At 71.3% G+C, this 24821-nt stretch carries 22 protein-coding genes, 1 tRNA gene and 2 pseudogenes; 9 read left to right on the top strand and 16 right to left on the bottom strand.

All coding sequences use genetic code 11. The features are described from left to right. Nucleotides 1–111: 111 nt before the first annotated feature. Both JUB10_RS01730 and JUB10_RS01735 read left to right on the top strand, forming a co-directional pair. Nucleotides 112–1008, top strand: coding sequence for a lipase family alpha/beta hydrolase (locus JUB10_RS01730; RefSeq protein ID WP_207453699.1), 897 nt, complete (start codon nt 112–114; stop codon nt 1006–1008). Nucleotides 1009–1163: 155 nt separating this feature from the next. Next, complete coding sequence (locus JUB10_RS01735) at nt 1164–1541, top strand: 4-fold beta flower protein (protein ID WP_207453702.1); 378 nt, start codon at nt 1164–1166, stop codon at nt 1539–1541. Nucleotides 1542–1591: 50 nt separating this feature from the next. Here JUB10_RS01735 and JUB10_RS15150 read toward each other — a convergent pair. Together JUB10_RS15150 and JUB10_RS15155 are read right to left on the bottom strand one after the other, a co-directional pair. Further along, nucleotides 1592–2137: pseudogene (locus JUB10_RS15150) on the bottom strand (S-layer homology domain-containing protein); the annotation flags it as partial. A gap of 96 nt (nt 2138–2233) precedes the next feature. Continuing rightward, nucleotides 2234–2605: pseudogene (locus JUB10_RS15155) on the bottom strand (M23 family metallopeptidase); the annotation flags it as partial. Nucleotides 2606–2927: 322 nt separating this feature from the next. Here JUB10_RS15155 and JUB10_RS01745 point away from each other — a divergent pair. Continuing rightward, a complete protein-coding gene (locus JUB10_RS01745; protein ID WP_207453705.1) occupies nt 2928–3146 on the top strand; it encodes a hypothetical protein in 219 nt (72 codons plus the stop codon). Nucleotides 3147–3434: 288 nt separating this feature from the next. After that, a complete protein-coding gene (locus JUB10_RS01750) occupies nt 3435–3908 on the top strand; it encodes a hypothetical protein (protein WP_207453707.1) in 474 nt (157 codons plus the stop codon). Nucleotides 3909–3927: 19 nt separating this feature from the next. On the opposite strand, the gene JUB10_RS01755 is transcribed toward JUB10_RS01750, so the two are convergent. The 8 genes from JUB10_RS01755 to hisS form a co-directional block, all read right to left on the bottom strand. Further along, nucleotides 3928–4000: transfer RNA gene (locus JUB10_RS01755), tRNA-Leu, on the bottom strand. Between the two features lie 333 nt (nt 4001–4333). Continuing rightward, on the bottom strand, nt 4334–5737 hold the full coding sequence (locus JUB10_RS01760; RefSeq protein ID WP_207453709.1) for an NAD(P)/FAD-dependent oxidoreductase: 1404 nt from the start codon (nt 5735–5737) through the stop codon (nt 4334–4336). Between the two features lie 39 nt (nt 5738–5776). After that, on the bottom strand, nt 5777–7054 hold the full coding sequence (locus tag JUB10_RS01765; RefSeq protein ID WP_307859044.1) for a S8 family peptidase: 1278 nt from the start codon (nt 7052–7054) through the stop codon (nt 5777–5779). After that, nucleotides 7051–7560: a DUF501 domain-containing protein gene (locus JUB10_RS01770; RefSeq protein ID WP_207453713.1), complete on the bottom strand. Its 510-nt coding sequence runs from the start codon at nt 7558–7560 to the stop codon at nt 7051–7053. The genes JUB10_RS01765 and JUB10_RS01770 overlap by 4 nt, the downstream gene beginning before the upstream one ends. Beyond that, entirely contained in the window at nt 7557–8069 is a 513-nt protein-coding gene (locus tag JUB10_RS14485; protein ID WP_307859045.1) for an FtsB family cell division protein, read from the bottom strand. Before JUB10_RS14485 ends, JUB10_RS01770 begins: the two co-directional genes overlap by 4 nt. A 747-nt stretch (nt 8070–8816) precedes the next feature. Then, a complete protein-coding gene (eno, locus tag JUB10_RS01780) occupies nt 8817–10097 on the bottom strand; it encodes a phosphopyruvate hydratase (protein WP_207453717.1) in 1281 nt (426 codons plus the stop codon). Between the two features lie 40 nt (nt 10098–10137). Further along, complete coding sequence (locus JUB10_RS01785) at nt 10138–10587, bottom strand: protein-tyrosine phosphatase family protein (RefSeq protein ID WP_207453719.1); 450 nt, start codon at nt 10585–10587, stop codon at nt 10138–10140. Between the two features lie 53 nt (nt 10588–10640). Next, nucleotides 10641–11873 carry a histidine--tRNA ligase gene (gene hisS, locus JUB10_RS01790; RefSeq protein ID WP_207453721.1) on the bottom strand — a complete coding sequence of 411 codons (1233 nt, stop codon included), beginning with the start codon at nt 11871–11873 and terminating at the stop codon, nt 10641–10643. Between the two features lie 56 nt (nt 11874–11929). Here hisS and JUB10_RS01795 point away from each other — a divergent pair, with 56 nt between their 5' ends. The 3 genes from JUB10_RS01795 (at nt 11930) to JUB10_RS01805 (ending at nt 14534) form a co-directional block, all read left to right on the top strand. Beyond that, the gene (locus JUB10_RS01795) at nt 11930–12427 is read left to right on the top strand and encodes a hypothetical protein (protein WP_207453723.1); all 498 of its coding nucleotides are present in this window, start codon (nt 11930–11932) and stop codon (nt 12425–12427) included. Nucleotides 12428–12501: 74 nt separating this feature from the next. Then, entirely contained in the window at nt 12502–13485 is a 984-nt protein-coding gene (locus tag JUB10_RS01800; RefSeq protein WP_307859046.1) for an ABC transporter ATP-binding protein, read from the top strand. Continuing rightward, nucleotides 13482–14534, top strand: coding sequence for an ABC transporter permease (locus tag JUB10_RS01805; protein WP_207453725.1), 1053 nt, complete (start codon nt 13482–13484; stop codon nt 14532–14534). The genes JUB10_RS01800 and JUB10_RS01805 overlap by 4 nt, the downstream gene beginning before the upstream one ends. A 1-nt stretch (nt 14535) precedes the next feature. Here the strand turns inward: JUB10_RS01805 and JUB10_RS01810 are convergent, their stop codons facing one another. Beyond that, complete coding sequence (locus JUB10_RS01810) at nt 14536–15186, bottom strand: MazG family protein (RefSeq protein WP_207453727.1); 651 nt, start codon at nt 15184–15186, stop codon at nt 14536–14538. Between the two features lie 124 nt (nt 15187–15310). On the opposite strand from JUB10_RS01810, the gene JUB10_RS01815 reads away from it, so the two are divergent. After that, the gene (locus JUB10_RS01815) at nt 15311–16666 is read left to right on the top strand and encodes a PP2C family protein-serine/threonine phosphatase (protein ID WP_207453728.1); all 1356 of its coding nucleotides are present in this window, start codon (nt 15311–15313) and stop codon (nt 16664–16666) included. Nucleotides 16667–16672: 6 nt separating this feature from the next. Here the strand turns inward: JUB10_RS01815 and JUB10_RS01820 are convergent, their stop codons facing one another. The 5 genes from JUB10_RS01820 to JUB10_RS01840 form a co-directional block, all read right to left on the bottom strand. After that, on the bottom strand, nt 16673–18004 hold the full coding sequence (locus JUB10_RS01820; RefSeq protein WP_207453736.1) for a hypothetical protein: 1332 nt from the start codon (nt 18002–18004) through the stop codon (nt 16673–16675). 90 nt (nt 18005–18094) lie between these two features. Further along, the gene (gene mfd, locus JUB10_RS01825) at nt 18095–21640 is read right to left on the bottom strand and encodes a transcription-repair coupling factor (protein WP_307859047.1); all 3546 of its coding nucleotides are present in this window, start codon (nt 21638–21640) and stop codon (nt 18095–18097) included. 148 nt (nt 21641–21788) lie between these two features. Beyond that, nucleotides 21789–22562, bottom strand: a complete 774-nt coding sequence (locus JUB10_RS01830; protein WP_207453740.1) for a DarT ssDNA thymidine ADP-ribosyltransferase family protein — start codon at nt 22560–22562, stop codon at nt 21789–21791. Nucleotides 22563–22618: 56 nt separating this feature from the next. Next, nucleotides 22619–23194, bottom strand: coding sequence for an aminoacyl-tRNA hydrolase (gene pth, locus JUB10_RS01835; protein ID WP_207453742.1), 576 nt, complete (start codon nt 23192–23194; stop codon nt 22619–22621). 32 nt (nt 23195–23226) lie between these two features. Next, entirely contained in the window at nt 23227–23850 is a 624-nt protein-coding gene (locus JUB10_RS01840) for a 50S ribosomal protein L25/general stress protein Ctc (protein ID WP_207453744.1), read from the bottom strand. A gap of 207 nt (nt 23851–24057) precedes the next feature. On the opposite strand from JUB10_RS01840, the gene JUB10_RS01845 reads away from it, so the two are divergent. Beyond that, the gene (locus JUB10_RS01845) at nt 24058–24762 is read left to right on the top strand and encodes a FadR/GntR family transcriptional regulator (RefSeq protein WP_207453746.1); all 705 of its coding nucleotides are present in this window, start codon (nt 24058–24060) and stop codon (nt 24760–24762) included. Nucleotides 24763–24821: the final 59 nt, after the last annotated feature.

Genomic DNA, 24821 nt, shown 5'->3' on the forward strand with positions numbered 1-24821 from the left:
GGGGGCTGCGCTGCACGTTCGTGCGGGTGGGTCCCCCTCGCCGAGCACCTCGCTTACCGTCGAAGGAGGAGCAACTGCTCCTCGTCCCAGCCAGTGTTGTTTGGAGTACGGATGCGACGCACCAGAACCATCGCCAGCCTCCTCGCCGCCGCGGCCTGTCTCGCCACGGGACTCGTCGCCTCTCCCGCCGCCGCCGACACGACCGACATCGCACCACCGGGTGCGAACGACTGGAACTGCTCCCCCACCGCGGAGCATCCGAATCCCATCGTGCTCGTGCCGGGCACCTTCGAGAGCATGCTCAAGAACTGGGCCGTGATGTCGCCGGCACTGAAGGATGCGGGCTACTGCGTTTTCTCGCTCAACTACGGGGTCACCAACGGCGTGCCCGCGACCGGACCCATCGAGGACTCCGCGGCGGAGCTCGCGTCGTTCGTCGACGCCGTGCTCGCGGCGACCGGCGCCAAGAAGGTCGACCTCGTCGGGCACAGCCAGGGCGGCATGATGCCGCGCTACTACCTGAAGTTCCTCGGCGGCACGAAGAAGGTCGACACCCTCATCGGCATCGCCCCCTCGAACCACGGCACCGACCTGAGCGACACCTCGTTCCTCGGTCTGTACGACCCGCTCGACCCGGGGCTGCCCGCCTCGTCATCCGGAACCGCGCCCTCGCCCGGCGCCGCGCTCGAGCTCTGCACCGCCTGCGATCAGCAGGCGGCGGGGTCGGCGTTCCTGCAGAACCTCAACGCCGGCGGCGACCTCGTGGGCAAAGTGAAGTACACCGTGATCATGACGCGCTACGACGAGATCGTGCGGCCGTACCAGACACAGGCGCTCGCCGGCCCGAGCGACCGCGTGACGAACGTCGTCGTGCAGGACCTGTGCCGGCTCGACGTGTTCGAGCACGACCAGCTGCCGAACGACCCCAACGTGCTGCAGCTCGTGCTCGCCGACCTCGCCGACGAGGGCCGCCCGCTCGACCCGGCGTACCGTCCGGCCTGTCTCTGACCCGGTCTAAACGGAGGGGCCGGAGCGGCGTGTGCTCCGGCCCCTCCGTGTCGGCCGGCACGCCGCTCCAGCCTCTCCCTATTGGCTCACCGAACCTGAAGCGCCCGATATCCAGCCCCTTCAGTTCGGGCTCGCGGCGGGGCTAAGGTGCGGAAATGGACGCGATCTACGGCCGCACGGGAGCGGTCGTCGGGTGGCTGTCCGAGTTCGACCGGGTCTACGGCCTCTCAGGCAACGTGACCGGCTGGATCGGCGGATCCCTCGACGACGAAGCCCGCCCCGTCTACGGCCTCCACGGCACCCACGTCGGCTGGCTCACCCACGGGCTCTTCTGGGACCACGAGGGACTCGCGGTGGCGTTCCTCGTCGGTTCCTCTGGCGGCCCGCCGCGACCCGTCCGCCAGGCGCACCCCGTGCAGCCCGTGCGGCACACCGCCCCACCCCGGCCCGAGCCGGAGCAGCCGCGTCCACCGGCGCCGCGACGGCCGGAGTGGTCGCAGAAGGGACTCGCGCAGCTGATGCTGCATGGATGACGCGACGCGCGCACGGTCGTCCGCTCGCCGTCGTCGGTTCGGGAGTCGGCTCAAACGCCTCCGTTCAGCAAGCGGTACATGAAGGCCGCCATCGCGTCTCGCGCCACGGGCTCTAGAGGGCGATAGGTCCTGGCCCCGTCGCTCTCGACCCAACCGGAGGAGATCCCCTCCTCCGCCAACCAACTGATTTCTTTGAAGTACTCGGTCTGTACGGCCACGTCGACGAACGGCGAGGACTGCGGTACCTCGTAGGGCGGTGCCTTACGGAACCGGTACATGAAAGCCGCCATGGCGTCGCGGTTGACGGGCTCCAGCGGTCGGAACGTACGAGTGCCGTCTCCCTCATCCCACCCCATCGACACGCCCGTCTGCGCCAGCCAGGCGATCTCCTTGTAGAACTGGTTGGTGACGGGAACGTCGACGAATGGCGACGTGTCCGGAGCGATGAAAGCAGGACTATTCGCGAGCCGGAAGAGGAAGGCAGCCATCGCGTCTCGATTGACCGGATCCAGTGGCCGGTACGTCCGAGTTCCGTCGGCTTCGAGCCAGCCGGTGGAAACACCTCGATCCGCGAGCCACGTGATTTCGCGATAAAAGGGGTTCCCAACTGTCACGTCCGTGAAACGGAGGCCGCCACTCGTCCTCGCGTCGATGTAGGGCCTGGGGTCGAAACTGTTCGCCTGGCTGCTGGTCGTACTCAACTCGAGATGCACATGCACGCCGGTGGCGTTCCCGCTCCTGCCCATCGGGCCGATGTACTCACCACGGGCGATGCGCTGACCGACCGACAGCTCGGAAGGCTCGTTCAGATGGGCATACCAGGCCCAGATCCCGTCGTCGTGCTGAATCTTCACGTAGTAGCCGAAGTCCGAGTCATCGACTCTGTCCACGACTCGAACCACCCCAGAGGCGCAGGCGACGACAGGGGTGTTGTAGGTACCGACCAGGTCGAGTCCGCGGTGACTGGGGCGGTCAGGGGCGGCGAAGGTGTGGCGCCGCGGATCGATACGGGGCAAGGGCTCGACGGGGAACTGCCACCGAATGGTGGCGGCTGACGCTGACATCGGCGCCGAGAGCCCGCCCCAGGCAGCACCCGCAGCTGTCGCCCCGAGAAGTGTCAGAAAACAGCGTCGGGAGAGCGGCGAAGCTCCCCCGCTTCCGTCTCCGCTTCCGACCACAGGTAGCACCTTATGCAGCGAGCTCCGCGTACCCGCTCCCCCAGTTGGTGGGGTTCATCAGCTCGAAGTACTGCCGAATCGCTCGCAGGGGCGGCTGGGACGGCAGATCTGGCGAACCGCGGAGGCTTCGTCCGAGCCGACCCGTGGAGCCGCTCGGCGAGCAGATTCTCCTTGCCCAACTCACAGATAGGCACGCGATAGTCGGGCTGTGCCCGAACACGAGAACGCCACCATCACTGGCTCGATCCCTATCCAGCGCCGCGCCGCCATCCTCGAGGACGCGCTTCCGGACTACGAGCGGCGAGGTTGGGAACTGATCGACAATGCCGGGAACTCCGCGGTGCTCACGAAGAGGAACCTCTTCGGCAAGCGCAAGCGACTGGTGATCGAGGTCACTCCTCGTGGGATCGTCCGCGAGCTCCGATAGTCGGGCGAGCGTAGTCGAGGCGGCAGCTCCGGAACTGCGCCGCTCGCCTTCCACGTCCCGTGCCCGACGGCCATCAGAGCGTTAGTAGCGCCTATCGGCACAGTCCCTGCCACACATCACCTGCTCGCTCGAGCCGGAGGAGGCACGTGGCCGCGACGGCCGGAGTGGTCGCAGGAGGGCCTCGCGCAGCTGATGCTGCACGGATGACGCGACGCGCGCACGGCCGCGGTCCCCGAAGGGTCGCGCCTGCCTAGGCTGAATGTCCGTCGATTCGTCCGGAGGGCGACCGTGATCACCAACTGGTACCGAACGATCCTCGGCATCTTCGCCGCGGTCGCCCTCCTGTCCGCCGCGGCGCTGTTCATCGCCGTCTACGCAGGGAACAACGCCTCCCTCCTGACCTCGGCCTTCGTCGTGCTGTGGCTGGGGCTCGGCGTCGGGAGCGTCTGGTACCTGATCGCCGCGATCACGCGCAGCACCGAGGCATCCGCCCGCGCCGTCATCCGCGCGATCCGGCAGGAGGGCGCGAAGACCCGCCGCGAGACCTACACGACCGGCGCGATCGACACGGCGACGGGGTCCACGGGCTCGATGACCGGGGTGACGAGCACTGCGACGGCACGCCCCGCAGGTGCCGCCGGCGCAACGGCTGCGCCGACGGGAATCACCGGTACGACGGATGCTGCGCAGACCGCCACGGGTGCCGGCGCGACCCCCGGGGCAGGGTCCGCGACCGGTTCGACCGGTACCTCGCGCCGCTGAGCCTTCGGCGCCCCTGCGGTACCCCCGGTGAGATTCGAACTCACGCTGAAGCGATTTTAAGTCGCCTGCCTCTGCCGCTGGGCTACGGGGGCGTGCTCCGAGACTAGTCGCCGCAGGCACGAGGCATCCTCGGAGATGCTCTAGGACACGGACGACGCGAGGGCGCGGAACAGCGGCGCCGCGTGAGGAGGCCCGTTTCTCGTGCGGCCTCCGGCGTGGATCATGAACTGCGCAGCAACACGCCGCGGTCGCCGGGCGCGTCGAGGCCGGGGCTCATGATCTACGCCGCACCGGCCGCTCGATGCGAGGGGTGGGCGAACCACCACGCCCGGGCACAGACGGCGCGGCGACCTCAACCGGCGAGGAACCCGCACCAATGGAAACGGCCCCCGCGTCGGAACGCGGGGGCCGTGACATCCGTTCGCCTACTGCTTGGGGTTGGCGTAGACGGGGGCCGGGTCCTGCTTGGGAGTCGGGTGCGACTCGGGGGCGGGAGCGGCGTCGGTCTTGGGCTTCGGACGCGAGGCGTAGGTCTCGAAGGACTCGCGCGGACGCTCCCGAGCCGGGATCGAGACGATGTCGCGGCCGAGCACCAGGTTGAACGCCCAGTTGCCGAAAACGCGGATCTTGCGCTCCCACATCGGGATCGCGAGGCCGTGGTAGCCGCGGTGCATGCCCCAGGCGATCAGACCCTTGAATACGATCTTGTTGCTCTGGAACACGCCGTCGTAGAGACCGAGGGTCGCGACGACGCCGAGGCTGTCGTGCTTGTAGTCGACGGGCAGCTCGCCGCGGAGCACCGCGACGATGTTCTTGCCCATGCGCTTGCCCTGACGCACCGCGTGCTGGGCGTTCGGCACGCAGAAGCCGCCGACACCCTTGCCCGTGAGGTCGGGCACGGCGCAGACGTCGCCGGCGCCCCAGGCGTTCGGCACGACCTCGCCGCTCTCGGTGACGACCTGCAGCGACGCGTTGACGCGGACGCGGCCGCGCTCCTCGACGGGGAGGTCGGTGTTCTTGACCATGGGCACGGCCATGACACCGGCGGTCCAGACGATGAGGTCGGACTCGAAGCTCTCGCCGTTCGACATCTCGACGACACCGTCGACCGCGCTCGAGAGCTGCGTCTCGAGGTGGATCTCGGCGCCGCGCTGGGCGAGGTCCTTGATGACCCACTTGCTCGTCTCGAGCGAGACCTCGGGCATGATGCGCGGGGCGGCCTCGATGAGGTGGAAGCGGGTGTCGTCGAAGGTCAGCTGCGGGAAGCGCTTGAGCAGCGCGCTCGCGAGCGAGCGCATCTCGCCGAAGACCTCGATGCCGGCGAAGCCGCCGCCGACGACGGTGAAGGTGAGCAGGCGGTCGCGCTCCGGCCCGGCGGGCAGGTTGGCGGCGCGCTCGAAGTTCTGGTGGATGCGGTCGCGGATCGCGGTCGCCTCCTCGATCGTCTTCAGACCGATCGCGTTGTCGGCGACGCCCGGGATCGGGAAGGTGCGCGAGACCGATCCGGCGGTGACGACGATGTCGTCGTACTCGAACTCCCACGGCTCACCGATCTCCGGCGTGATCGTCGCGGTGCGGGCGGCGTGGTTGATGCCGGTGACGCGAGCCGTGATGACCGTGGTCTTGTCGAGGTGACGGCGGTGCGCGACGAGCGCGTGACGCGGCTCGACCGCCCCGGCGACGACCTCGGGGAGGAAGGGCTGGTACGTCATGTACGGCAGCGGGTCGACCACGGTGACTTCCGCCTCGCCCCGGCGGAGCTGCCGCTGCAGGGTCAGAGCCGTGTAGAAGCCGGCGTAACCGCCACCGACGATGAGGATTTTGCGCACGAGTCAGGAACTCCTTGAGGGGGATGGGCCTAGGACAATCTACTCCCTTGCGCGGCGGCCCCTCGCACCGGTGGCCGTCGTGCGCGGCCGTAGTCCGGCCACGATGATCCACAGCGCCCCGCCGAGGAACGCCACGACGACGCCGAGCGGCAGCCCGAGCGTGCGCAGTTGCTCGACGCCCGGATACAGCACCCCGATCGGGTCCGCCGCTGCCTGCGGGTCTTCCGCGTCGGTTCGCTCCTCGGGCGGCAACGGCGCGGTGCTCGTCTCGGGAACCGAGGGCACGTTCGCCCGCCGGTACAGCCGCACCCACTCCGCGAGATCGCCCATCGGGTTCGCGTCGACCCGGGCCACGTCGGCGGTGACCGCCGCGGCCGCATCGACGATGCCGTAGCCGTAGATGGGCCCGGGCACGGGTTCGCCGACCGGATGCGCCGTGGCGAGCACCCGCTGGATGACGTTCGCCGCGTCGAGTTCCGGATGCGCCGCCCGCACGAGCGCGACGACCCCGGAGACCAGCGGCGCGGCGCCGCTCGTGCCCTCCCAGCGCGCGTACCCGCCGCCGGGCAGGGCGCCGACCAGCTCTTCGCTCGGCGCGGCGACGGAGATCGTGATGCCCTGGCTCGACGCGTCGAAGCTCGCCTGCTCGTCGCGGTCGACGCCCGCGACGGTCAGCACGCCCGGCATCGTCGCGGGCGCGCCGACCGTGGTGGTGCCGCTCCCGCGGTTGCCGGCGGCGGCGACCACGACGACGTCGTTCTCCATCGCGTAGAGGAAGGCGTCGTCCCAGCTCTCGGGCCAGTCGAGGGTGTTGCGAGTCAGCGACATGTTGATGACGTCGGCCCCGTTGTCGACCGACCAGCGCACGGCCTGGGCGATCTGGTCGTCGCTCGGCACGTCGCCGAGCCCGAACCCGACCGAGACCGACAGCAGCGAGGCGGCCGGCGCGACGCCGATCACCCCGTCCCCCGGCGCGTGGCCCCGGCCCGCCACGAGGCTCGCGACGAGGGTGCCGTGACTGTCCTCGCCGGGCTCGCCGATCGGCCTGAGCCCGTCGGGGCTGCCGAGCCCCGAGACATCCGTGCCCCCGACGACGGCACCCGCCAGGTCGGGGTGGCTCGCGTCGATCCCAGTGTCGATCACCGCGACCGTCACGCCCGCGCCGCGGGTCGTCTGCCAGGCCTCGGAGATGCCGTACTCGTCGAGCCAGTACTGCAGGTCACGCACGGGGTCGGCCGCGGCCGGCGCCGCGGGGACGAGCACCGAGATCGCGACGGATGCCGCTGCGCAGAGCGCCACGGCGCCCCGGCGTCTCACCAGGCGTCCTCGCCACAGGCGCACACGTCCGGCGACCAGCTCGCGGCCGCGAGTGCCCTGTCGCCGATGGGATTGACGCCCTCCCCCGCGGCCAGCGAGTGACCGACGAGCGCGTGCAGGCACTTGACGCGGGTCGGCATCCCGCCGGCGGAGATGCCGTCGATCTCGTCGACGTGCTCGATGCTTTCGCGGTCGGCCAGGTACGACTCGTGGGCGGCGCGGTACGCGGCGGCGAGGTCGGCGTCGGCCTCGAGCTCGGCGGCGTACTCGACCATGAGCCCGGTCGCCTCGAGCGTGGAGACCGTGGCGGTCGCGGCCGGGTGGCTCAGGTAGTACAGGGTCGGGAACGGCGTTCCGTCGGCGAGGCGCGGCTTCGTCGCGACGACCGTCGGGGCGCCGCACACGCAGCGCGCGGCGATGCCGAGCACGTTGCGCGCCGGGCGGCCGAGCTGCTTGGACACGGCAGCGACATCCGCCTCGGTCGGCGGATCGAACGGGGGTCTCACTGCTCGTCCTCCACGGGCGGTTCCACGAGGTCGGGGGCGGGGGCCGTCGTCAGGCCCGCCGTCACGAGCGACTGCAGGGAGGCGTGGAGCCAGTCCACCTGCGCCGTCTGGATCTGGTCGTCGAAGACGCTGAGGTCCTCGGCGACGGGGGTCTGGCCGTCGTCACGCACGAGGTAGTTGTACTCCCCCGGGTAGACGTAGTTCAGCCGGTTGCGGGCCTGCGCCTCGATGTAGGCGGGGTCGTCCCAGCGGGCGACCTCGTCGCTCAGTTCGTCGACCTGCGACTGCTGCTCCTGCACCGACTGCTGGAGTTGCGCGATCTCCTGCCGCTGCTCGATGAGCACCTTGAGGTTCGGCGCGAGCACGAGCACGAGCAGCACGACGAGGCCGAGCATCACGAGCGTGAACCCGGAGAAGCGGATGCCGCGGAGCCACGCCCGCAGCGCGGACTCCTCGGGAATCGCCGGCGCGACCCGCTCGGTGCGCCGCTCGGCGGTCGGTGCTCTCACGGGGACGAGCCTAAACCGGGGCGGGTGGATGCATCCGGAGGCGGGCCGGATGCTGCCGGGCGCCCGGTTCAGCGTCGAGCCCGCCCCGGCCGTGGCGTCTGTAGGAACGGGGCCCGCGACGCGCCGCTTCCGCGCGAACGTCGGCGGCGTGTCATCCGCGGGGCTCCTACAAACGCCACCAGGGCCCATCGAAGCGGTTAGGCGGCGGATGTCTCGGAGCCGCGTGCCGCCAGCAGGACGAACCGCGACGACGCGCCGCGCAGCGCGGCCACGGAGCCGCGCGGCGCACGCGTTAGTCCTGCTGAAGGGACGCAAGCAGGCGGACGCATGCTGGCGCCGCGTCCGGTCCGGCTGTGGAGCCTGTAGGAACGCAGCCGCGTCGCAGCCGGTCCGCCTGTGGCGTCTGTAGGAACGGGCGCCGCGACACGCCGCGTCCGCGGGAGCGCCCGGGGCGTGTCATCCGCGGGGCTCCTACAGACGCCACCAGGGCTCGAACTCCGTCGGAGTGGTGAGGCAGGCGGGTGCCTCGCCGCCGGATGCCGTCAGCAGCACGAACGCTGGGCGACCGGATGCCTCGACGCCGCGTGCCGCAAACAGGACAAACCGTGACGACACACCGCACGGAACAGCTGCAGGGCGGCGCGTCGCTCGCGCTTGTCCTGCTGAAGGAACGGAAACGACCCGGCCGCACAGACGCCGAAGGGCGGCGAGCGGAAGCCCGCCGCCCTCCGTGAACCGCGTGAGGGACTAGCCCTGGAAGCGCGGGAACGCGCTGCGGCCGGCGTAGACCGCGGCGTCGCCGAGCTCCTCCTCGATGCGGAGCAGCTGGTTGTACTTCGCGACGCGCTCGCTGCGGGCGGGCGCACCGGTCTTGATCTGGCCGGCGTTCGTGGCGACCGCGAGGTCGGCGATCGTCGTGTCCTCGGTCTCACCCGAGCGGTGCGACAGGATCGCGGTGTAGCCCGAGCGCTGCGCGAGCGAGACGGCGTCGAGGGTCTCGGTCAGGGTTCCGATCTGGTTGACCTTGACGAGGATCGAGTTGCCGACGCCGCGCTTGATGCCGTCCGCGAGGCGGGCCGGGTTGGTGACGAACAGGTCGTCGCCGACGAGCTGCACCTTCTGGCCGAGGTCGGCGGTGAGCTGGGCCCAGCCCTCCCAGTCGTCCTCGGCGAGCGGGTCCTCGATCGTGACGAGCGGGTAGTCGCGCACGATCTCGGCGTAGAACTCCGCGAGCTGCGCCGACGTGTGCGCCGAGCCCTCGAACGTGTAGGTGCCGTTCTCGAAGAACTCGGTGCTCGCGACGTCGAGGCCGAGGGCGATCTGCGAGCCCGGCGTGTAGCCGGCGGACTCGATCGCCTGGATCAGGAAGTCGAGCGCGGCGCGGCTCGAGGAGAGGTTCGGCGCGAAGCCGCCCTCGTCGCCGAGGCCGGTCGACAGGCCCGCCTTCTTCAGCTCGCTCTTGAGCGCGTGGTAGGTCTCAACGCCCCAGCGCAGACCCTCGCTGAAGGTCTCGGCGCCGATCGGCAGGATCATGAACTCCTGGATGTCGACGTTCGAGTCGGCGTGCGCGCCGCCGTTGATGACGTTGAGCATCGGCACCGGCAGGGTGTGTGCGTTCGGTCCGCCGAGGTAGCGGAACAGCGGCAGGTCGGCCGAGTCGGCAGCGGCGCGGGCGACGGCGAGCGAGACGCCGAGGATGGCGTTCGCGCCGAGGCGCTTCTTGTTGTCGGTGCCGTCGAGCGCGATGAGCGCCGCGTCGATCAGGCGCTGATCGGTGGCGTCGACGCCCTCGATCTCGGGGCCGATCTCGTCGACCACGGCGGAGATGGCCTGCTGCACACCCTTGCCGAGGTAGCGGCCCTTGTCGCCGTCACGGAGTTCGTACGCCTCGAAGGCACCGGTCGACGCACCGGACGGGACGGCGGCGCGGCTGACCGTGCCGTCTTCGAGCAGAACCTCGACCTCGACGGTCGGGTTGCCACGGGAGTCGAGGATTTCGCGAGCGCCGACGGCCTCGATAGCTGACACGGTGTCTCCTTGATCGTTCTTCGGATGTCCGCGAACAACCCTACTCACCGTGAGAGGCCGCCCGGGAGGCTCCCAGGCGACGCACGAACGAACGTTGCCACGGCGTCTCGACCGCGCGGCGGTCGTAGCGCTCGCGCACCCACCCCACCGCGTCGTCCGGCGGCACCCCGTCGAGCACCGCCAGGCACGCGAGCGCGGTGCCGGTGCGGCCCACTCCCCCGCCGCACGCGAGCTCGACCCGTTGGTGCGCCGCCCGCTCGAGCGCGTCGAGCAGCACGGATGTCAGGGCGTCCGCGTCCCGCGGCAGCCCGAAGTCGCGCCACGGCACCCACCGGTGCTCCCACGGCACGTCGACCGCCCGGCCGACGAGGTAGACCCCGAACTCGGGCGTCGAGCCCGGCGGCAGCGGATGCCTCAGGGCGCGACCTCGCACGACCGCGCCGCAGGGCAGGGCGACGAGCCGCCCCTCCCCCGCCTGCCACGTGCTCACGCACGGGAGGGTACGCCGCACCGCGGTCAGGGGGAACGCCCGCCCTCCAGCCCTCAGCTCAGCTCGCGGAACTCCAGCTGCGCGGCATCCGTCACCTCGTCGCCGACCTGGGCGAAGCGCGTGAAGCCCTCGCCGGCGAGCCGCTCGAGCAGCGGCTTGAGGTTCTTGGCGCGCTTCTCGAGCCGCACCCGCAGCCCCTGGCCGACGAGCTGCTCCTTGAGCCGGGCGAGCCGGGCGTGGTCGCGGCCCTGGTGCAGCAGCACGACGGCTTCGGCGACGTCCTCGTCGGGCAGCGACACCAGGTCGACGATGCGCTCGAAGCCGAGCGAGAAGCCGATGGCGGGCACGTCGGTGCCGAGGAAGCGGCCGATCATGCCGTCGTAGCGCCCGCCGCCGCCGAGGGAATAGCCGAGGTCGGGGTGCGCGATCTCGAAGATCGTGCCGGTGTAGTAGCCCATGCCGCGCACGAGCGTCGGGTCGAAGACGAGGTCGGCCTGCGGCAGCGCCCCGCGCAGCGCCTGCAGGTGCTCGTACGCCTCGGGGTCGAGCCAGTCGGCGGCATCCGCGTCCCAGCCGACGGCGGGCAGCAGCGCGAGCGTCTCGGCGATGCCGGGGTGCTCGATGCCGAGCGTCGCGAGCTCGTCGGCGACGCCCTCGACGCCGATCTTGTCGAGCTTGTCGATCGTGATGAGCGCCCGCTCCGCGGAGTCGCCGGTGACGCCCCACGAGGCGAGCAGCGAGGTGAGGATGCGGCGATCGTTGATCCGGATGCTGCAGCCCGCGAGCCCCAGCGCCTCGAGCACGTCCTGCGTGGCGGCGATCAGCTCGACCTCGGCGAGCGGGCCGGCCTCGCCCAGGATGTCGATGTCGCACTGCACGAACTGCCGGTAGCGGCCCTTCTGCGGGCGCTCGGCGCGCCACACCGGTGCGATCTGGATCGCCCGGAACACGCTCGGCAGCTCGGCCCGGTGCGAGGCGTAGAAACGCGCGAGCGGCACCGTCAGATCGAAGCGGAGCCCGAGGTCGACGAGCTCGAGCGGCTCGATCGCCGCGTGCAGGTCCTCGGTCGTGAGCCCGCGCTTGAGCACACCGAAGGCGAGCTTCTCGTTGTCGCCGCCGAGGCCCGCGTGCAGGCGGGAGGAGTCCTCCATGACCGGCGTCTCGATCTCGTCGAAGCCGTGGGCGCGGTAGACCTGCCGGATGACTCGGAGCACGCGCTCGCGGCGTGCCTTCTCCGCGGGCAGGAAGTCGCGCATGCCGCGGGGCGGATTCACGGGTGAGGGCATGGCCTCAATGTTCTCAGCATCTCGCGGGCCCGGAGCGCAGACCCTAGCCTGAGCCCATGAAGCGGCTCGCCCTGACGGCGCTCGTGCTGACCGCCCTCGTCTCCGGCTGCGCGGGCGCGGGCCCGGCCGCCGCACCGGAGACCCCGAGTCCGACCGCCGCGTGTCCCTTCGTCGAGGACGCGCCGCAGGACCCGGGATGCGCGTACTACGACCCCGATCAGGCGATGGCGCAGAACGACGCCTACCGCGAGGAGCTGCCGACGGAGCCGCAGGCGCTCGCGGATGCCGAGGGCCTGCTGCCCTCCGCCCGGGCAGCCCTCGAACCACTCGGACCCGACGCGAGCGAGGCAGAGGTCTCCGCGGTGCTGCAGGAGCTCGGGTTCTCTCCTGAGGACATTCAGATCTCCTCGCGGGACGGGCTCGGGGGCTACCCGTTCGGCGTCTTCACGGGCGGTGCCTGCATCACCGGCTGGTGGACCTCGACGCCAGAGCTGATGCTCGAGGCCGGCGGGCTCATCGCCGACGGCGGATGCCTGACGGCGCCCGGTCACTGAATACCCCGTCCGACCGACACACCTCCCTCTCCGGGATGACGCCGTAGCGCGAGTACAACCAATACGCTCGCGCCGTGACCGACGAGAGCCTGCCCATCCCCGACGGCGGCGTGGTGGTGACGGGTGTCGCGAGGTCGTTCGGCAGCGTGCACGCCGTCCGCGACGTCAGCCTGCACGCGCGGCCCGGCCGCGTGACCGCGCTCGTCGGTCCGAACGGGTCGGGCAAGACGACGCTGCTGCTGATGCTCGCGACCCTCCTGGCGCCCGATCGCGGCAGCATCCGCGTCGCCGGCGCCGATCCGGTGGCCGACCCCGTCGCCGTGCGCCGGGTGATGGGCTGGATGCCGGACGTGCTCGGCTCGTGGGGGTCGCTCTCGGTGCGCACCTCGCTCGAGCTCACCGGCCGGCTGTACCGCCTCGACCGCGACGAGGCCAAGGCCCGCGCCGAGGAGCTCATCGACCTCGTCGACCTGCGTCCGCTCGCCGGTCAGCCCAGCCGCGTGCTCTCCCGCGGGCAGAAGCAGCGGCTGAGCCTCGCCCGCGCCCTCGTGCACGATCCCCGCGTGCTGCTGCTCGACGAACCGGCCTCGGGCCTCGATCCCGCAGCCCGGCACTCGCTGCGGGTGCTCGTGCGCCGGCTCGCCGACGAGGGACGCACGGTCATCGTGTCGAGTCACGTGCTCGCGGAGCTGGAGGAGATGGCCGACGACGCCGTGTTCCTCGACGCCGGCGTCACCGTGAGCGCGGAGCGCATCGCCGCCACGCGCAGCGTCCGGCGCGAGTGGCGCATCCGGTCGCTCGCCCCCGACGCCCTGGGGGCGTGGCTGCGGCACGTGGGGGTAGAGCCCGGTGACATCCGCGCCGATGGCCCCGGCCTGCTGGTCGCCGTCGACGGCGACGAGGCCGCGCGCGACCTGCTCGCCCGCCTCGTCACGGCCGGCGTGCCCGTGATCTCGTTCGCGCCTGCCGTGGGCGACCTCGAGCACACGTTCCTCGACCTCAACGGTCGCGCCGCCGAGCCGCAGCCGCACATCTCGACCGAAGGGGGCACGGCATGACCGGATGGCTCGCCGGCATCGGCACCGTCGTCTCGCTCGAACTCCGCCAGCGCGTGCGCGGGGTCGCCTGGTACGTGCTGCTCGGTGTCTTCGTCGCGCTCGTCGCGATCGTCTCGCTCGTGCTCGCGGCGTCGCTCGGCTCGTGGACGGATGACGCGGGCGCCGCGATCTACTCCACGGTCGTGTACTTCGTGCTGCTGCTCGCCACGCTCGTGAGCCCGGCGCTCAGCGGCAACGCGATCAACGGCGACCGCGAGTCGGGCACGCTCGCGACGACGCAGGTCACGCTGATCTCGACTCCGCAGCTCGTGCTCGGGAAGTGCCTCGCCGCGTGGGTCTCGTCGCTCGCGTTCCTCGTGGCCGCGGTGCCGTTCCTGGTCTTCGCCGGGTTCTTCGGCGGGGTGCGGGCCGAGGTCGTGCTCGTCTCGATCGTCGTGCTGCTCGTCGAACTCGGCGTCGTCTCGGCCCTCGGCGTCGGCCTCAGCGGACTGCTCCGCCGCCCGCTCTTCTCGATCGTGGTGACCTACCTGACGGTCGCGATGCTGAGCGTCGGCACGCTCATCGCCTTCGGCATCGCGGGGCTCGCGATCCAGACGACCGCGACGCAGCGGTACGAGAGCTTCGGAGGGCCGACGTTCGAGGACTGGGACAACACGGAATCGTGCACGGTGCAGGAGCAGGAGATCACCCTGCCGCGCTTCGACACGGCGTGGTGGGTGCTCGCCTCGAACCCGTACGTCGTGCTCGCCGACGCGGTGCCGACGACGTTCGACCGCCACGGCTCGCCGACCGACCTGTTCGGCGTCGTAAAGACGGGCGTGCGCTCGGCGCAGCTGCCCGTCGGCGAGCAGGACCCGCGCGAGTACGACTGCGATCCCTCCACCTGGGGCTCCTACCCCACGCCGGAGCAGATCGTCGCGACGACGGTGCCGACCTGGTTCGTCGGCCTCGCGATCCACGTCGGGCTCGGCGTCGCCGCCCTCGCCGGCGCGGTCGCGACGACCCGCACCCCGTCCCGCCGGCTCGCCGCCGGCAGCCGGGTCGCCTAGCTCACTCCATCGCCCCCGCGGCGGCCGCCTCCGCCGCGCGGATGTCGTCCTCGAGCCGGCGCAGCCTCGCCCGCAGCGCCCGCTCGGGGTCGAGCCCCTTCTCGCGCGCGCCGGCGACCACCGAGAGCAGCACGTCGCCGAGGGCGTCCTCGTCGTCCGGGACATCCGCCCCTTCGACCTCGACGGAGGTCTTCGCGCCCTTGCCGAGCATCTTGTCGGCGAGCGCGAGGGCGGGCATCGCCTTCGGGACACCGTCGAGCACGCTCGTGCGCGCCGGCTTCTCGATGCTCTTGAGGTCCTCCCAGCGCGCGGCGACCGCGTCGGCGGTGTCGGCCGTCGCGTCGCCGAAGACGTGCGGATGCCGCCCGACCATCTTTTTCGCCATGTGGGCCGCGACGTCCTCGATGTCGAACTCCTCCCCCGGCGTGTGGGCCGCGATGTCGGAGTGGAAGAGCACCTGGTAGAGCACGTCGCCGAGCTCTTCGAGAAGCTCCTCCCGCGAGCCGCTCTCGATCGCGTCGACCAACTCGTATGTTTCCTCCACGAGGTAGCGCACGAGCGACTCATGGGTCTGCTCGCGGTCCCACGCACAGCCGCCGGGAGCCCGCAATCTCGCCAGCAACTGCACCAGGTTCTCGAGCTCGCTCGTCATGCGGCCAGTCTCGCATCGTCGGAGAGCCGGGACCTGTACCTCGTTTTTGTACCCCTACCCCCGTCCTGGGGCTGCCGATGGAGGACATTTCGGGGGACATTTGAGTCTCGGGAGGGGGAACCACATGACGCAGGAGAGCCTCGTCCGGCTGCAGCAGCCGGTGGCACCGACGGCTGACGCGCGCGAACCGGAGTCTCCCCGCCCCTCGCTCAAGACGTCGCGGGTGTCGGAGTGGCTGCTGCGCCGGGAGTTCGCCGGCCCCCTGCTCAAGCAGACGCCGGTCGCCGGGATGTTCGTCATCGCGATCGCGCTGACGGAACTCGTGCCGAGCATCTACATCACCGACGACCCGGTCTACCTGTGGTCGATCGCGTTGATGATCGTCGCCACCGTGCTCGCCGCGGTGCTCTCGAGCCGCGAACGGTTCTGGCGCTTCGAGCACGTCGTGCCGGCCATGGACTTCGCCGCGATCGGGCTGCTCCGGCTCGCGACCGGCGACAGCCTCTCGCTCTTCACGATCCTCGTCGTGTTCCCCGTGATCTGGTTCGCCTCGTCGCTCGGCCGCCGCAACATCCTGTACGCCTTCGGCGGGGCGCTCCTGGTCTTCCTCATTCCCGTCTTCCTCGAGCCCGAGCCGCTCGTGCTCGAGCGCCGCGTGCTGCGCGCCGTCTTCGCGTCGACCGTGCTCGGCGCGGCGGCCGTCGTCGTCAACGAGCTGTCGCTGCTCGCGCGCCGACTCGTCGACGCCGCTCGGGATAGCGAGCGGCAGGCCCAGGAGGAGCTCGAGCGCGCGGCCGAGGTGCAGCGCGCCCTGCAGCCCTCGAGCAACGAACTCGTCGGCGGCTGGCAGATCGCCGGGGCGTGCCTCACCTCCCGCGTCGTCAGCGGCGACTTCTACGACTGGTACCGGATCGAGGGCGGCTTCGCGGTGACGCTCGGCGACGTCATGGGCAAGGGCGCCGGCGCGGGGATGATCGCCGCGACCGCTCGCGCCGTCGTGCGCAGCAAGCACCGCGCCGACGACCCGGTCGAGGCGGTGAGCCGCGCCTCGCGGAGCCTCGCGACCGACCTCGAGGACACCACGACGTTCGCGACGATGTTCCACGCCCGCATCCGCACGAGCGACGGACGGATGCGCTGGGTCGACGCCGGTCACGGGCTCACGATCGTCGTGCACCCCGACGGCAGCTTCACCAGGCTCGCGTCCTTCGACCTCCCGCTCGGTCTCGCGACGAGCGACGAGGAGTGGACGTCGCGCGAGCTCCAGCTCGAGCCCGGCGAGCTGCTCGTCACCGTGAGCGACGGCATCCTCGACCTCTACTCCGGCGGCGTCGACTCGCTCGAGCGGGTCGCGGAACTCACCCGTACGGCGGAGACCGCGGAGGCGGCGGTCGAGCGCGTCCGCGACCTCGCGGAGGCGGGCAGCCTTGACGACGACATCACGGTCGTCGTCGTGCGCCGCGCGGCACTCGACGCGTAGCCGCCGCTACTGGTCCGACGGCGGAGCCGTCTCGGTGGGCTCAGTCCACTGCTGCAGCTGGCGCTTCAGCTCGTCCGCGATCGTGTCGTCGGCCGGCACCTCGACCTCCGGTACCGGCACGGCGGGCACGGTCGGGACGGGCAAGGCCGGCTCGGGGGTGGGCGTCGTCGGCGTCGAACTCGGCGCGGGAGCCGGCGACGGGGTGGAGGGCTGCGGGGCAGGGCTGCTCGGCTGCTGCGGCGCGACGGACGGCACGGGCGACTGGCCGCGCTGCTCCGCGCCGCTGTTGCCGCCCTCGCGGGTGCTCGTCGTGGGCTCGTCCTGCGCGGGCTCGGTGGCCTCGTCGCTCGGCGTCGGGCTCGACTGGGGCTCGCTCGGCAGCGGCGTCGGCTCGGCGGATGCCGGACCGGAGGGCGTCGGCGTCGTGCGCACGACCCCTTCGGTCACTCCCCCGCCGCCCTGCGGCCCGATGGGCACGGTGCTCTGCTCGTCCTCGATCGCCTCACGGCCGACGACGTAGTCGAAGGCGTCCTGCACAGGTGCCGGCAGGAAGCCTGCGGTGCCGACGGTGACGCCGACGACGGCGGCCGCGGCGACGCTCAGCCCTGCGCTGACGCCGAGCCGACGGAGCGCGCGCGGCGGACGAGGCACGGCGACGGATGACGGGAGCGCGAGCGCCGATGCCGGCTCCACGTCGGTGGCGGACTCATTCGCGACGGCGGCGACGGGCACCGTCGCGGCGGCCGCGGCCGCCACCGGCACCGGCGTCCAGCTCTCGCCGACCGCGTCACCCTCGCCGTCGAGCTCGTCGAGCACGTCGTCGGGCAGGTCCAGGCCGTCGCCCGGCAGATCGAGACCGTCGCCGACAAGCGCGAAGCCCTCGTGCTCGGCCTCGCCGTCGAGGAAGTCCTCGTCGTCGGAGAAGTCGTCGACCTCCGAGAAGTCGTCGTCCACGTGATCGTCGCCCGTGGAGCCGCCCCCGAGCCTGTCGTTGTCACCGTGAGAGTCGTCGAGGTCATCGCGGGAGTCGTCGACCAAGGCGTCGCTGAGCGCGTCCTCGCCAGCACCAGCCGCGGATGCGGCGTCCGGCGAGGAGACCTCCGACTCGGCAGCGGAGGCAGCAGTCGCCGCGGTCACCTCCGACCCGGGAGCGAACGCAGCGGTCGCCGCGGCATCCGGGATCACGGCGGTGGGGGCCGTGGGGGTACGGCGCACGATCGGGAGCGTGCCGGTGCGCACCGCCTCGACGACGTCGGCGAGGATCGGCAGGTCCTCGTCGCCCGCGGGCACGTGGCCGTGCAGCAGGGCGTCGATGTCGTCGTCGGTGTGCTTGCTCATGACCGCAACACCGTATCCCCCGGCCATGCGAACGGGGTACGGATTCGCTAGCGGCGAAGCCTGACCACGAGAAAGTCTCGAGTTCCGAGGCTAGGCGCTGACGGTCTCTGTCTGCGGAACGAACACGGCGTTCAGCAGCGAGGAGACCCAGGCGATGAGCTCGTCGTCGGGCAGCGACTCCCCGTGCTTCCTCGGCAGCGGCACGCTGACCGACTTCGTCTGGGCGAAGTAGCGCGCACCCGGGTACATCCGCTGCAGCCGCACCTGCATCGAATCCGGCAGGTCCGCCGGGGCGATGCGCAGGTTGGAGCCCATCGCCACGACCTCGCTCAGCGAGCCCTTCTGCGCGGCGCGGCGCAGTCGCGATACGGCGATGAGGGTGTGCACCGGCTGCGGCGGCTCCCCGTAGCGGTCGGTGAGCTCCTCGAGCACGCGGTCGATCGAGTCCTCCGACGACGTCGGCGCCGATGCCGTCGACAGCTTCTGATAGGCCTCCAGCCGCAGTCGCTCGGACTCGACGTACTCCTCGGGGATGTGCGCGTCGACGGGCAGCTCGAGCCGCAATTCGGTCTGGCCCTCGGCGACGTCGCCGCGGAACGCGTTGACGGCCTCGCCGATCATCCGCAGGTACAGGTCGAACCCGACGCCCGCGATGTGGCCGGACTGCTCGCCGCCGAGCAGGTTGCCCGCACCGCGGATCTCGAGGTCCTTGAGGGCGACCTGCATGCCGGAGCCGAGCTCGTTGTTCGCGGCGATCGTCGCGAGACGGTCGTTCGCGGTCTCGCTGAGCGGCTTGTTCTCGTCGTAGAGGAAGTACGCGTAGGCGCGCTCGCGGCCACGGCCGACGCGTCCACGCAGCTGGTGCAGCTGCGACAGGCCGTACTTGTCGGCCTGGTCGATGATCAGGGTGTTGGCGTTGGCGATGTCGAGACCGGTCTCGATGATCGTCGTCGACACGAGCACGTCGAACTTGCGCTCCCAGAAGTCGACGATGACCTGCTCGAGCACGTGTTCGGGCAGCTGACCGTGCGCGACGGCGACGCGGGCCTCGGGCACGAGCTCGGCGATCTGTGCGGCGACGCGGCCGATGCTCTTCACCCGGTTGTGCACGTAGAAGATCTGACCCTCGCGCAGCAGCTCGCGGCGGATCGCCGCGGCGACCTGCTTGTCGGAGCGCGGCCCGACGTAGGTGAGGATCGGGTGCCGGTCCTCGGGCGGGGTCGCGAGGGTCGACATCTCGCGGATGCCGGTGACGGCCATCTCCAGCGTGCGCGGGATCGGCGTCGCGGACATCGACAGCACGTCGACGTTCGTCTTGAGCTTCTTCAGCTGGTCCTTGTGCTCGACACCGAAGCGCTGCTCCTCGTCGACGATGACGAGACCCAGGTCCTTGAACTTGACGCTCTCGGAGAGGATGCGGTGCGTGCCGATGACGACGTCGACCGTGCCGTCGGCGAGGCCGGCGAGGGTCTCGCGCACCTCCTTGTCGGTCTGGAACCGGCTGAGCGAGCGCAGGTGCACGGGGAACCCGGCGAAGCGCTCGGCGAAGGTCTCGGTGTGCTGGCGCACGAGCAGCGTCGTGGGCACGAGCACGGCGACCTGCTTGCCGTCCTGCACGGCCTTGAACGCGGCGCGCACGGCGACCTCGGTCTTGCCGTAGCCGACGTCGCCGGAGAGCAGGCGGTCCATCGGGATCGGCCGTTCCATGTCGGCCTTGACCTCTTCGATCGTCGTGAGCTGGTCGGGCGTCTCGGCGAACGGGAACGCCTCCTCCAGCTCGCGCTGCCAGGGAGTGTCCGGGCCGAACGCGTGCCCCTTCGACGCCATGCGCGCGGAGTAGAGCTTGACGAGCTCGACCGCGATGTCGCGCACCGCGCGCCGGGCCTTGCTCTTGGCCTGCGCCCAGTCGCTGCCGCCCATCTTCGACAGGCTGGGCGCCTCTCCCCCGACGTAGCGAGTGAGCAGGTCGAGCTGATCGGTGGGCACGAAGAGCTTGTCGCCGGGGTAGCCGCGCTTGGAGGGCGCGTATTCGAGCACGAGGTACTCGCGGGTGGTCTTGACCGCGTTGCGGCCGCCAGAGGAGACCTCGCGCTGCACGAGCTCGACGAACTTGCCGATGCCGTGGGTCTCGTGCACGACGTAGTCGCCGGGCTTGAGCGCGAGCGGGTCGACGACGTTGCGCCGGCGGCTCGCGAGCTTCTTGACCTGCCGGTTGCCGTAGCTCGCGGCCCGGCCGTAGAACTCGGCCTCGCTGAACACGGCGAGCCTGGGGTCGGCCAGGGCGAAGCCGGCCTCGATCGTCGCGCAGACGACGTGCACGACGCCGGGCTCGAGCTCGGCGGGCAGCTCCTCGACGATGCGGGCGGCGACCTCGCGCTCGCCCAGCACGTCGCGCGCGCGCTCGACGAGGCCGTGGCCGGCGGCGGCGACCACGACGCTCCAGCCGTCGCGGGCGAGCGTCGCGACGTGATCGATCGCGCCGTCGGACTGCCCGGCGAAGCTCGGGATGGGGGCGGCGTCGACGCGGACGTAGTCGTCCTCGTCGTCGGCGCCGGAGTCGAAGGCGCTGAAGGTCCACCAGGTGCGGTCGCCGGCGGCGGCGTGCAGGTCGCCGAGGGTCATGAACTCGCCGGAGGCGAGGTCGATCGGGGCCTCGGCGCCGGCGGTGGCGGCGTTCCACGCCGCGGAGAGGAATTCGCGGTTGGTCTCGGCGAGGCTCGCGGCGCGCGTGGAGACGCGCTCGGGCGAGAACACCGCGACGGCGGCATCCGCGGGCAGGTAGTGCGTGAGCGGAACGAGGCGGTCGGCGAGGGCGGGAGCGAGCGACTCCATGCCGTCGACGGGGATGCCCTCGGAGATCTTGGCGAGCATCTGGGCGAGGCTCGGGAACTCGTGCTGCATCTCGCGGGCGCGCTGGCGCACGTTCTCCGACAGCAGCAGTTCACGGCTCGGCGCGAGCTCGATGCGGGTGACGGGCGCGTCGAGCGAGCGCTGGTCGGCGACGGAGAACAGCCGCACCTCGTCGACCTCGTCGCCGAAGAACTCGACGCGGGCCGGGTGCTCGGCGACGGGCGGGAAGACGTCGAGGATGCCGCCGCGCACGGCGAACTCGCCGCGCCGCGTGACCATGTCGACGCGCGTGTAGGCGAGGTCCACGAGGTCGGTGGCGATCCTGGCGAGGTCGTGCCCGCGTCCGCCGACCTCCAGCACGATCGGCTCGTGCGCGGTGAGGTTGTCGGCGACGGGCTGCAGCGCGGCGCGGACGCTCGCGACGAGCACGATCGGGGACTTGCCGTCCCACGCGGCGAGGCGGCGGAGCGCGTCGATGCGCTTGCCGACGGTCTCGGCGCTCGGGCTCAACCGCTCGTGCGGCAGGGTCTCCCAGGCCGGGAACTCGAGCACGGTGGCATCCGGGAGCCAGGAGGGCAGCGCGTCGCGAACGGCCTCGGACTCGCGCCCGGTCGCCGTGACGGCGAGCACCGCGCGGGGCTTGTCGGCGCGCTTCAGCAGCCCCGCAAGGAGCGGCACCCGCAGCCCGTCGATGACGGAGAAGTCGGCGTCACGAGCGGATGCCTCGAGCGCGCGCGCAACGGTGTCGGCACGGCCGAGAACGGAGAGGGAACCCGCGAGACTCACTCGGTCGATTCTACGGTCGGCACACGACATCCCGCCTTGGTTCCGCCACAGGCGGACGCGCCCCGCGAGTGCGGTGCCGACCGCCGAGAGCGCAGCGGGCACACTCCGCTGTCGGCGTCACGCGCCGCACTCGCGCCGCAGCGCCGGATCAGCCGTGCGCCTCCGGGCGGAACCACGGCGGGAAGACCGCGACCCGGGGCGCCGGGCGGTCGATCTCGCTGAGCATCTGGCGCACGCGCTCCTTGACGGGCTCGCTCGGCACGGCGATGAGGGCGAGCTGCTCCGTCGGGTACTCGCCGCGGGCGAGGATCTCGGGCTCGAGCAGGTCGGGGTCGCGCTCGGTGATCCGGCGCAGGGCGATCGACGCCGCGTCGCGGCCGATCGTGAAGTGGGTCAGCGCCTCGGAGGGGTCGGCGTCGGCGAGCACGACCTCGGGGCCGATGGACCCGACGGTGCCGACGAGGATCGCGAACTGAGTGGGCGACGCGGCGCGCACGGCGCCGGACCACCGGGCCTCCTTGGCGCCGCTGCGCACCTCCTGCCACCACGTGGCATCCGGCGACAACGAGAACGGCACGAACTCGGAGACGTGGGTGCCGGGCACGACCTCGACGGCGGCGCGGCGCTCGCGCACGGCAGGGGCCATGACGTCGACGGCCGGGTTCACGCCGGCACGGATGGCGCCGTCGATGAGGATGGACTCGAGGTTGCGCAGGTGCGTGGCGTGGTAGATCCGGCGCTCGGCGAGCGGCACGGTCTTGCGCTCTGGCTGCTTCGCCTCACCCGGCGCGCGCCGGCGGCTCGGGCGCGCGATGTCGCCGACGCGGCGGGTGGTGGCGGGCTTCGCGGTCGCCTCGGGAACGGGGCGCGGGTAGCACGTGTCGCACAGGCCCTCGTCGAATCCGTGGATGCATTCGGCCATCTGTGGCTACTCCGATCGTCTTGGTCTTCGGGTCGCGATCGTGCTGCGCGGCCGGTTCAGCGGCTGTGGTACTTCAGTTGCGCCGCGGGGAGGCCCTCGGCGACGACGAGTTCGACCGCGTCGGCGGCATCCGCCAGCAGCACGGGCAGTTGGGTCTTCTCGGCTCCGGCGAAGTCGCGGAGCACGTAGTCGGCGGGATCCTGCCGCCCGGGCGGGCGACCGATCCCGACGCGCACCCGCACGAAGTCGGGGGTGCCGAGCGCCTTGATGATGTCGCGCACGCCGTTCTGGCCGCCGTGCCCGCCACCCGTTTTGAGCTTGATCGAATCGAACGGGATGTCGAGGTCGTCGTGGACGACGATGACGCGCTCGACGGGCAGCGAGAAGTACTTGACGAGGTTCGCGACCGGCCCGCCGGAGGTGTTCATGTACGAGTTCGGCTTCGCGAGCACGAGCTTCGGCCCGCCGGGGAGGGGACGTCCCTCGGCGACCTGCGCGTTCGCCTTGTGCGACTTGAACGGAGCGCTCAGCCGCTGCGCGAGCTCGGTGACGACCATCGCGCCGACGTTGTGACGGTTGGCGGCGTAGCCGGGCCCGGGGTTACCGAGCCCGACCACGAGCCATGAGTCCATGTCGGCGGGAGGTCGACGGGAGAAGAGCCTGATTACTCGGCCGAGTCGGTGGTCTCGGGGACCACGTCGCCGTCGCCCTCGGCGGCACCCTCGGCCTCGCCGACGGGCTCGTCCGCGACCTGCTCGCCGACCACGCCGACCACGAGGGTCGTGGGCTCGGTGAGGAGGGTCGAGCCGGCGGGCAGCGTGACCTCGGCGGCGGTGATCTGCGCACCGGCCTCGAGGCCCTCGACGCTGACCGTGACGTTCTCCGGGATGTGCGTGGCCTCGGCCTCGACCGAGATCGTGTTCGCGTCCTGGTTGATGGTGGTGCCGGCGGCCGGCTCGCCCTCGACGATCACGGGGATGTCGACGGTGACCTTCTCGCCGCGCTTCACGATGACGAGGTCGACGTGCTCGATGATCTGCTTCACCGGGTCGCGCTGAACGTCCTTGACGAGCGCGAGCTCGGTCTCGCCGGCGATGTCGAGCTCGAGCACCTGGTTCGACTTGCGGACGAGCAGCATGAGCTCGTGGCCGGGGAGCGTCAGGTGGCGGGGGTCGGTGCCGTGGCCGTAAAGCACGGCGGGGATCTTGTTGACCGCACGGATCTTGCGCGCGGCGCCCTTACCGAAGTTGGTGCGCACCTCGGCGGAAAGCTTGTTGTCGTCAGCCATGGCTGTTACTCCTTCGCGGGCATCGCCCACTGTCGTCTGTGTCGTGTTTCAACTCGAACGCATCAAGCGTGAGGAAAGACCGTGAAGCCCGCTCACCGCGTCGATTACGGAACCAGAGGTTCCCTCGCCGAAGTCCGGGGATAGATCGTAGCGCACCCCGCGGGGAGAGCGGAAAGCGGGCACCTCCACCGCCCCTATCGTTGAGGGATGCCCAGCCTCCACGACCACGTCGTCGACTCGCTCGGCGAGCGGCTGGTGGGCGGCGGGCTGACCGCGGGTCAGGTGATCCTGTCGGAGTCGCTGGAGCGGGAGTTCGGGGTCAGCCGGTCGGTCGTGCGCGAGGCGGTGCGGGTGCTCCGCTCCCTCGGCATGGTGACGTCGATCAAGAGCGTCGGCATCCGGGTGCTGCCGCGGGCGCAGTGGGACATGCTCGATCCGCTCGTCATCCGCTGGCGCCTCGCCGGCGCCGATCGCGGCGCCCAGCTGCGGTCGCTCAGCGAACTCCGCATGGCGGTCGAGCCGCTCGCCGCGGAGCTCGCGGCCGTGCGCGCGGACGAGGACGCGGCGGCGAGGCTCGTCGGCATGACCGAGCGGATGACGGAGCTCGGCCGTGCCGGGGACGTCGACGGCTTCCTCTCGCTCGACGTCGCCTTCCACCGCTCGGTGCTCGTGGTGAGCGGCAACGAGCTCTTCTCGGGCATGGGCGACATCATCGAGGCGGTGCTGCGCGGCAGGACCGAGCACGGACTGCAACCCGTGCACCCGCACGAGGAGGCGCTCGGGTGGCACCGCGACGTCGCGCACGGCATCGCCGCGGGCGAGCGCGAGGCGGCCGGCGCGGCGATGCAGGCGATCATGCGGCGGACGATCGCCGAGGTGGAGCACCTTTGGCGGGGCGTCCCGCACCCTTAGGGCCACGCCGGTCACACATCCCGGCGGCACGGCGACCACTCCCGACCAGGCCTCCAAAC

Origin of the sequence: Desertivibrio insolitus, assembly GCF_017355965.1 — a bacterium.
Taxonomy (GTDB): Bacteria; Actinomycetota; Actinomycetes; order Actinomycetales; family Microbacteriaceae; genus JAFIQW01.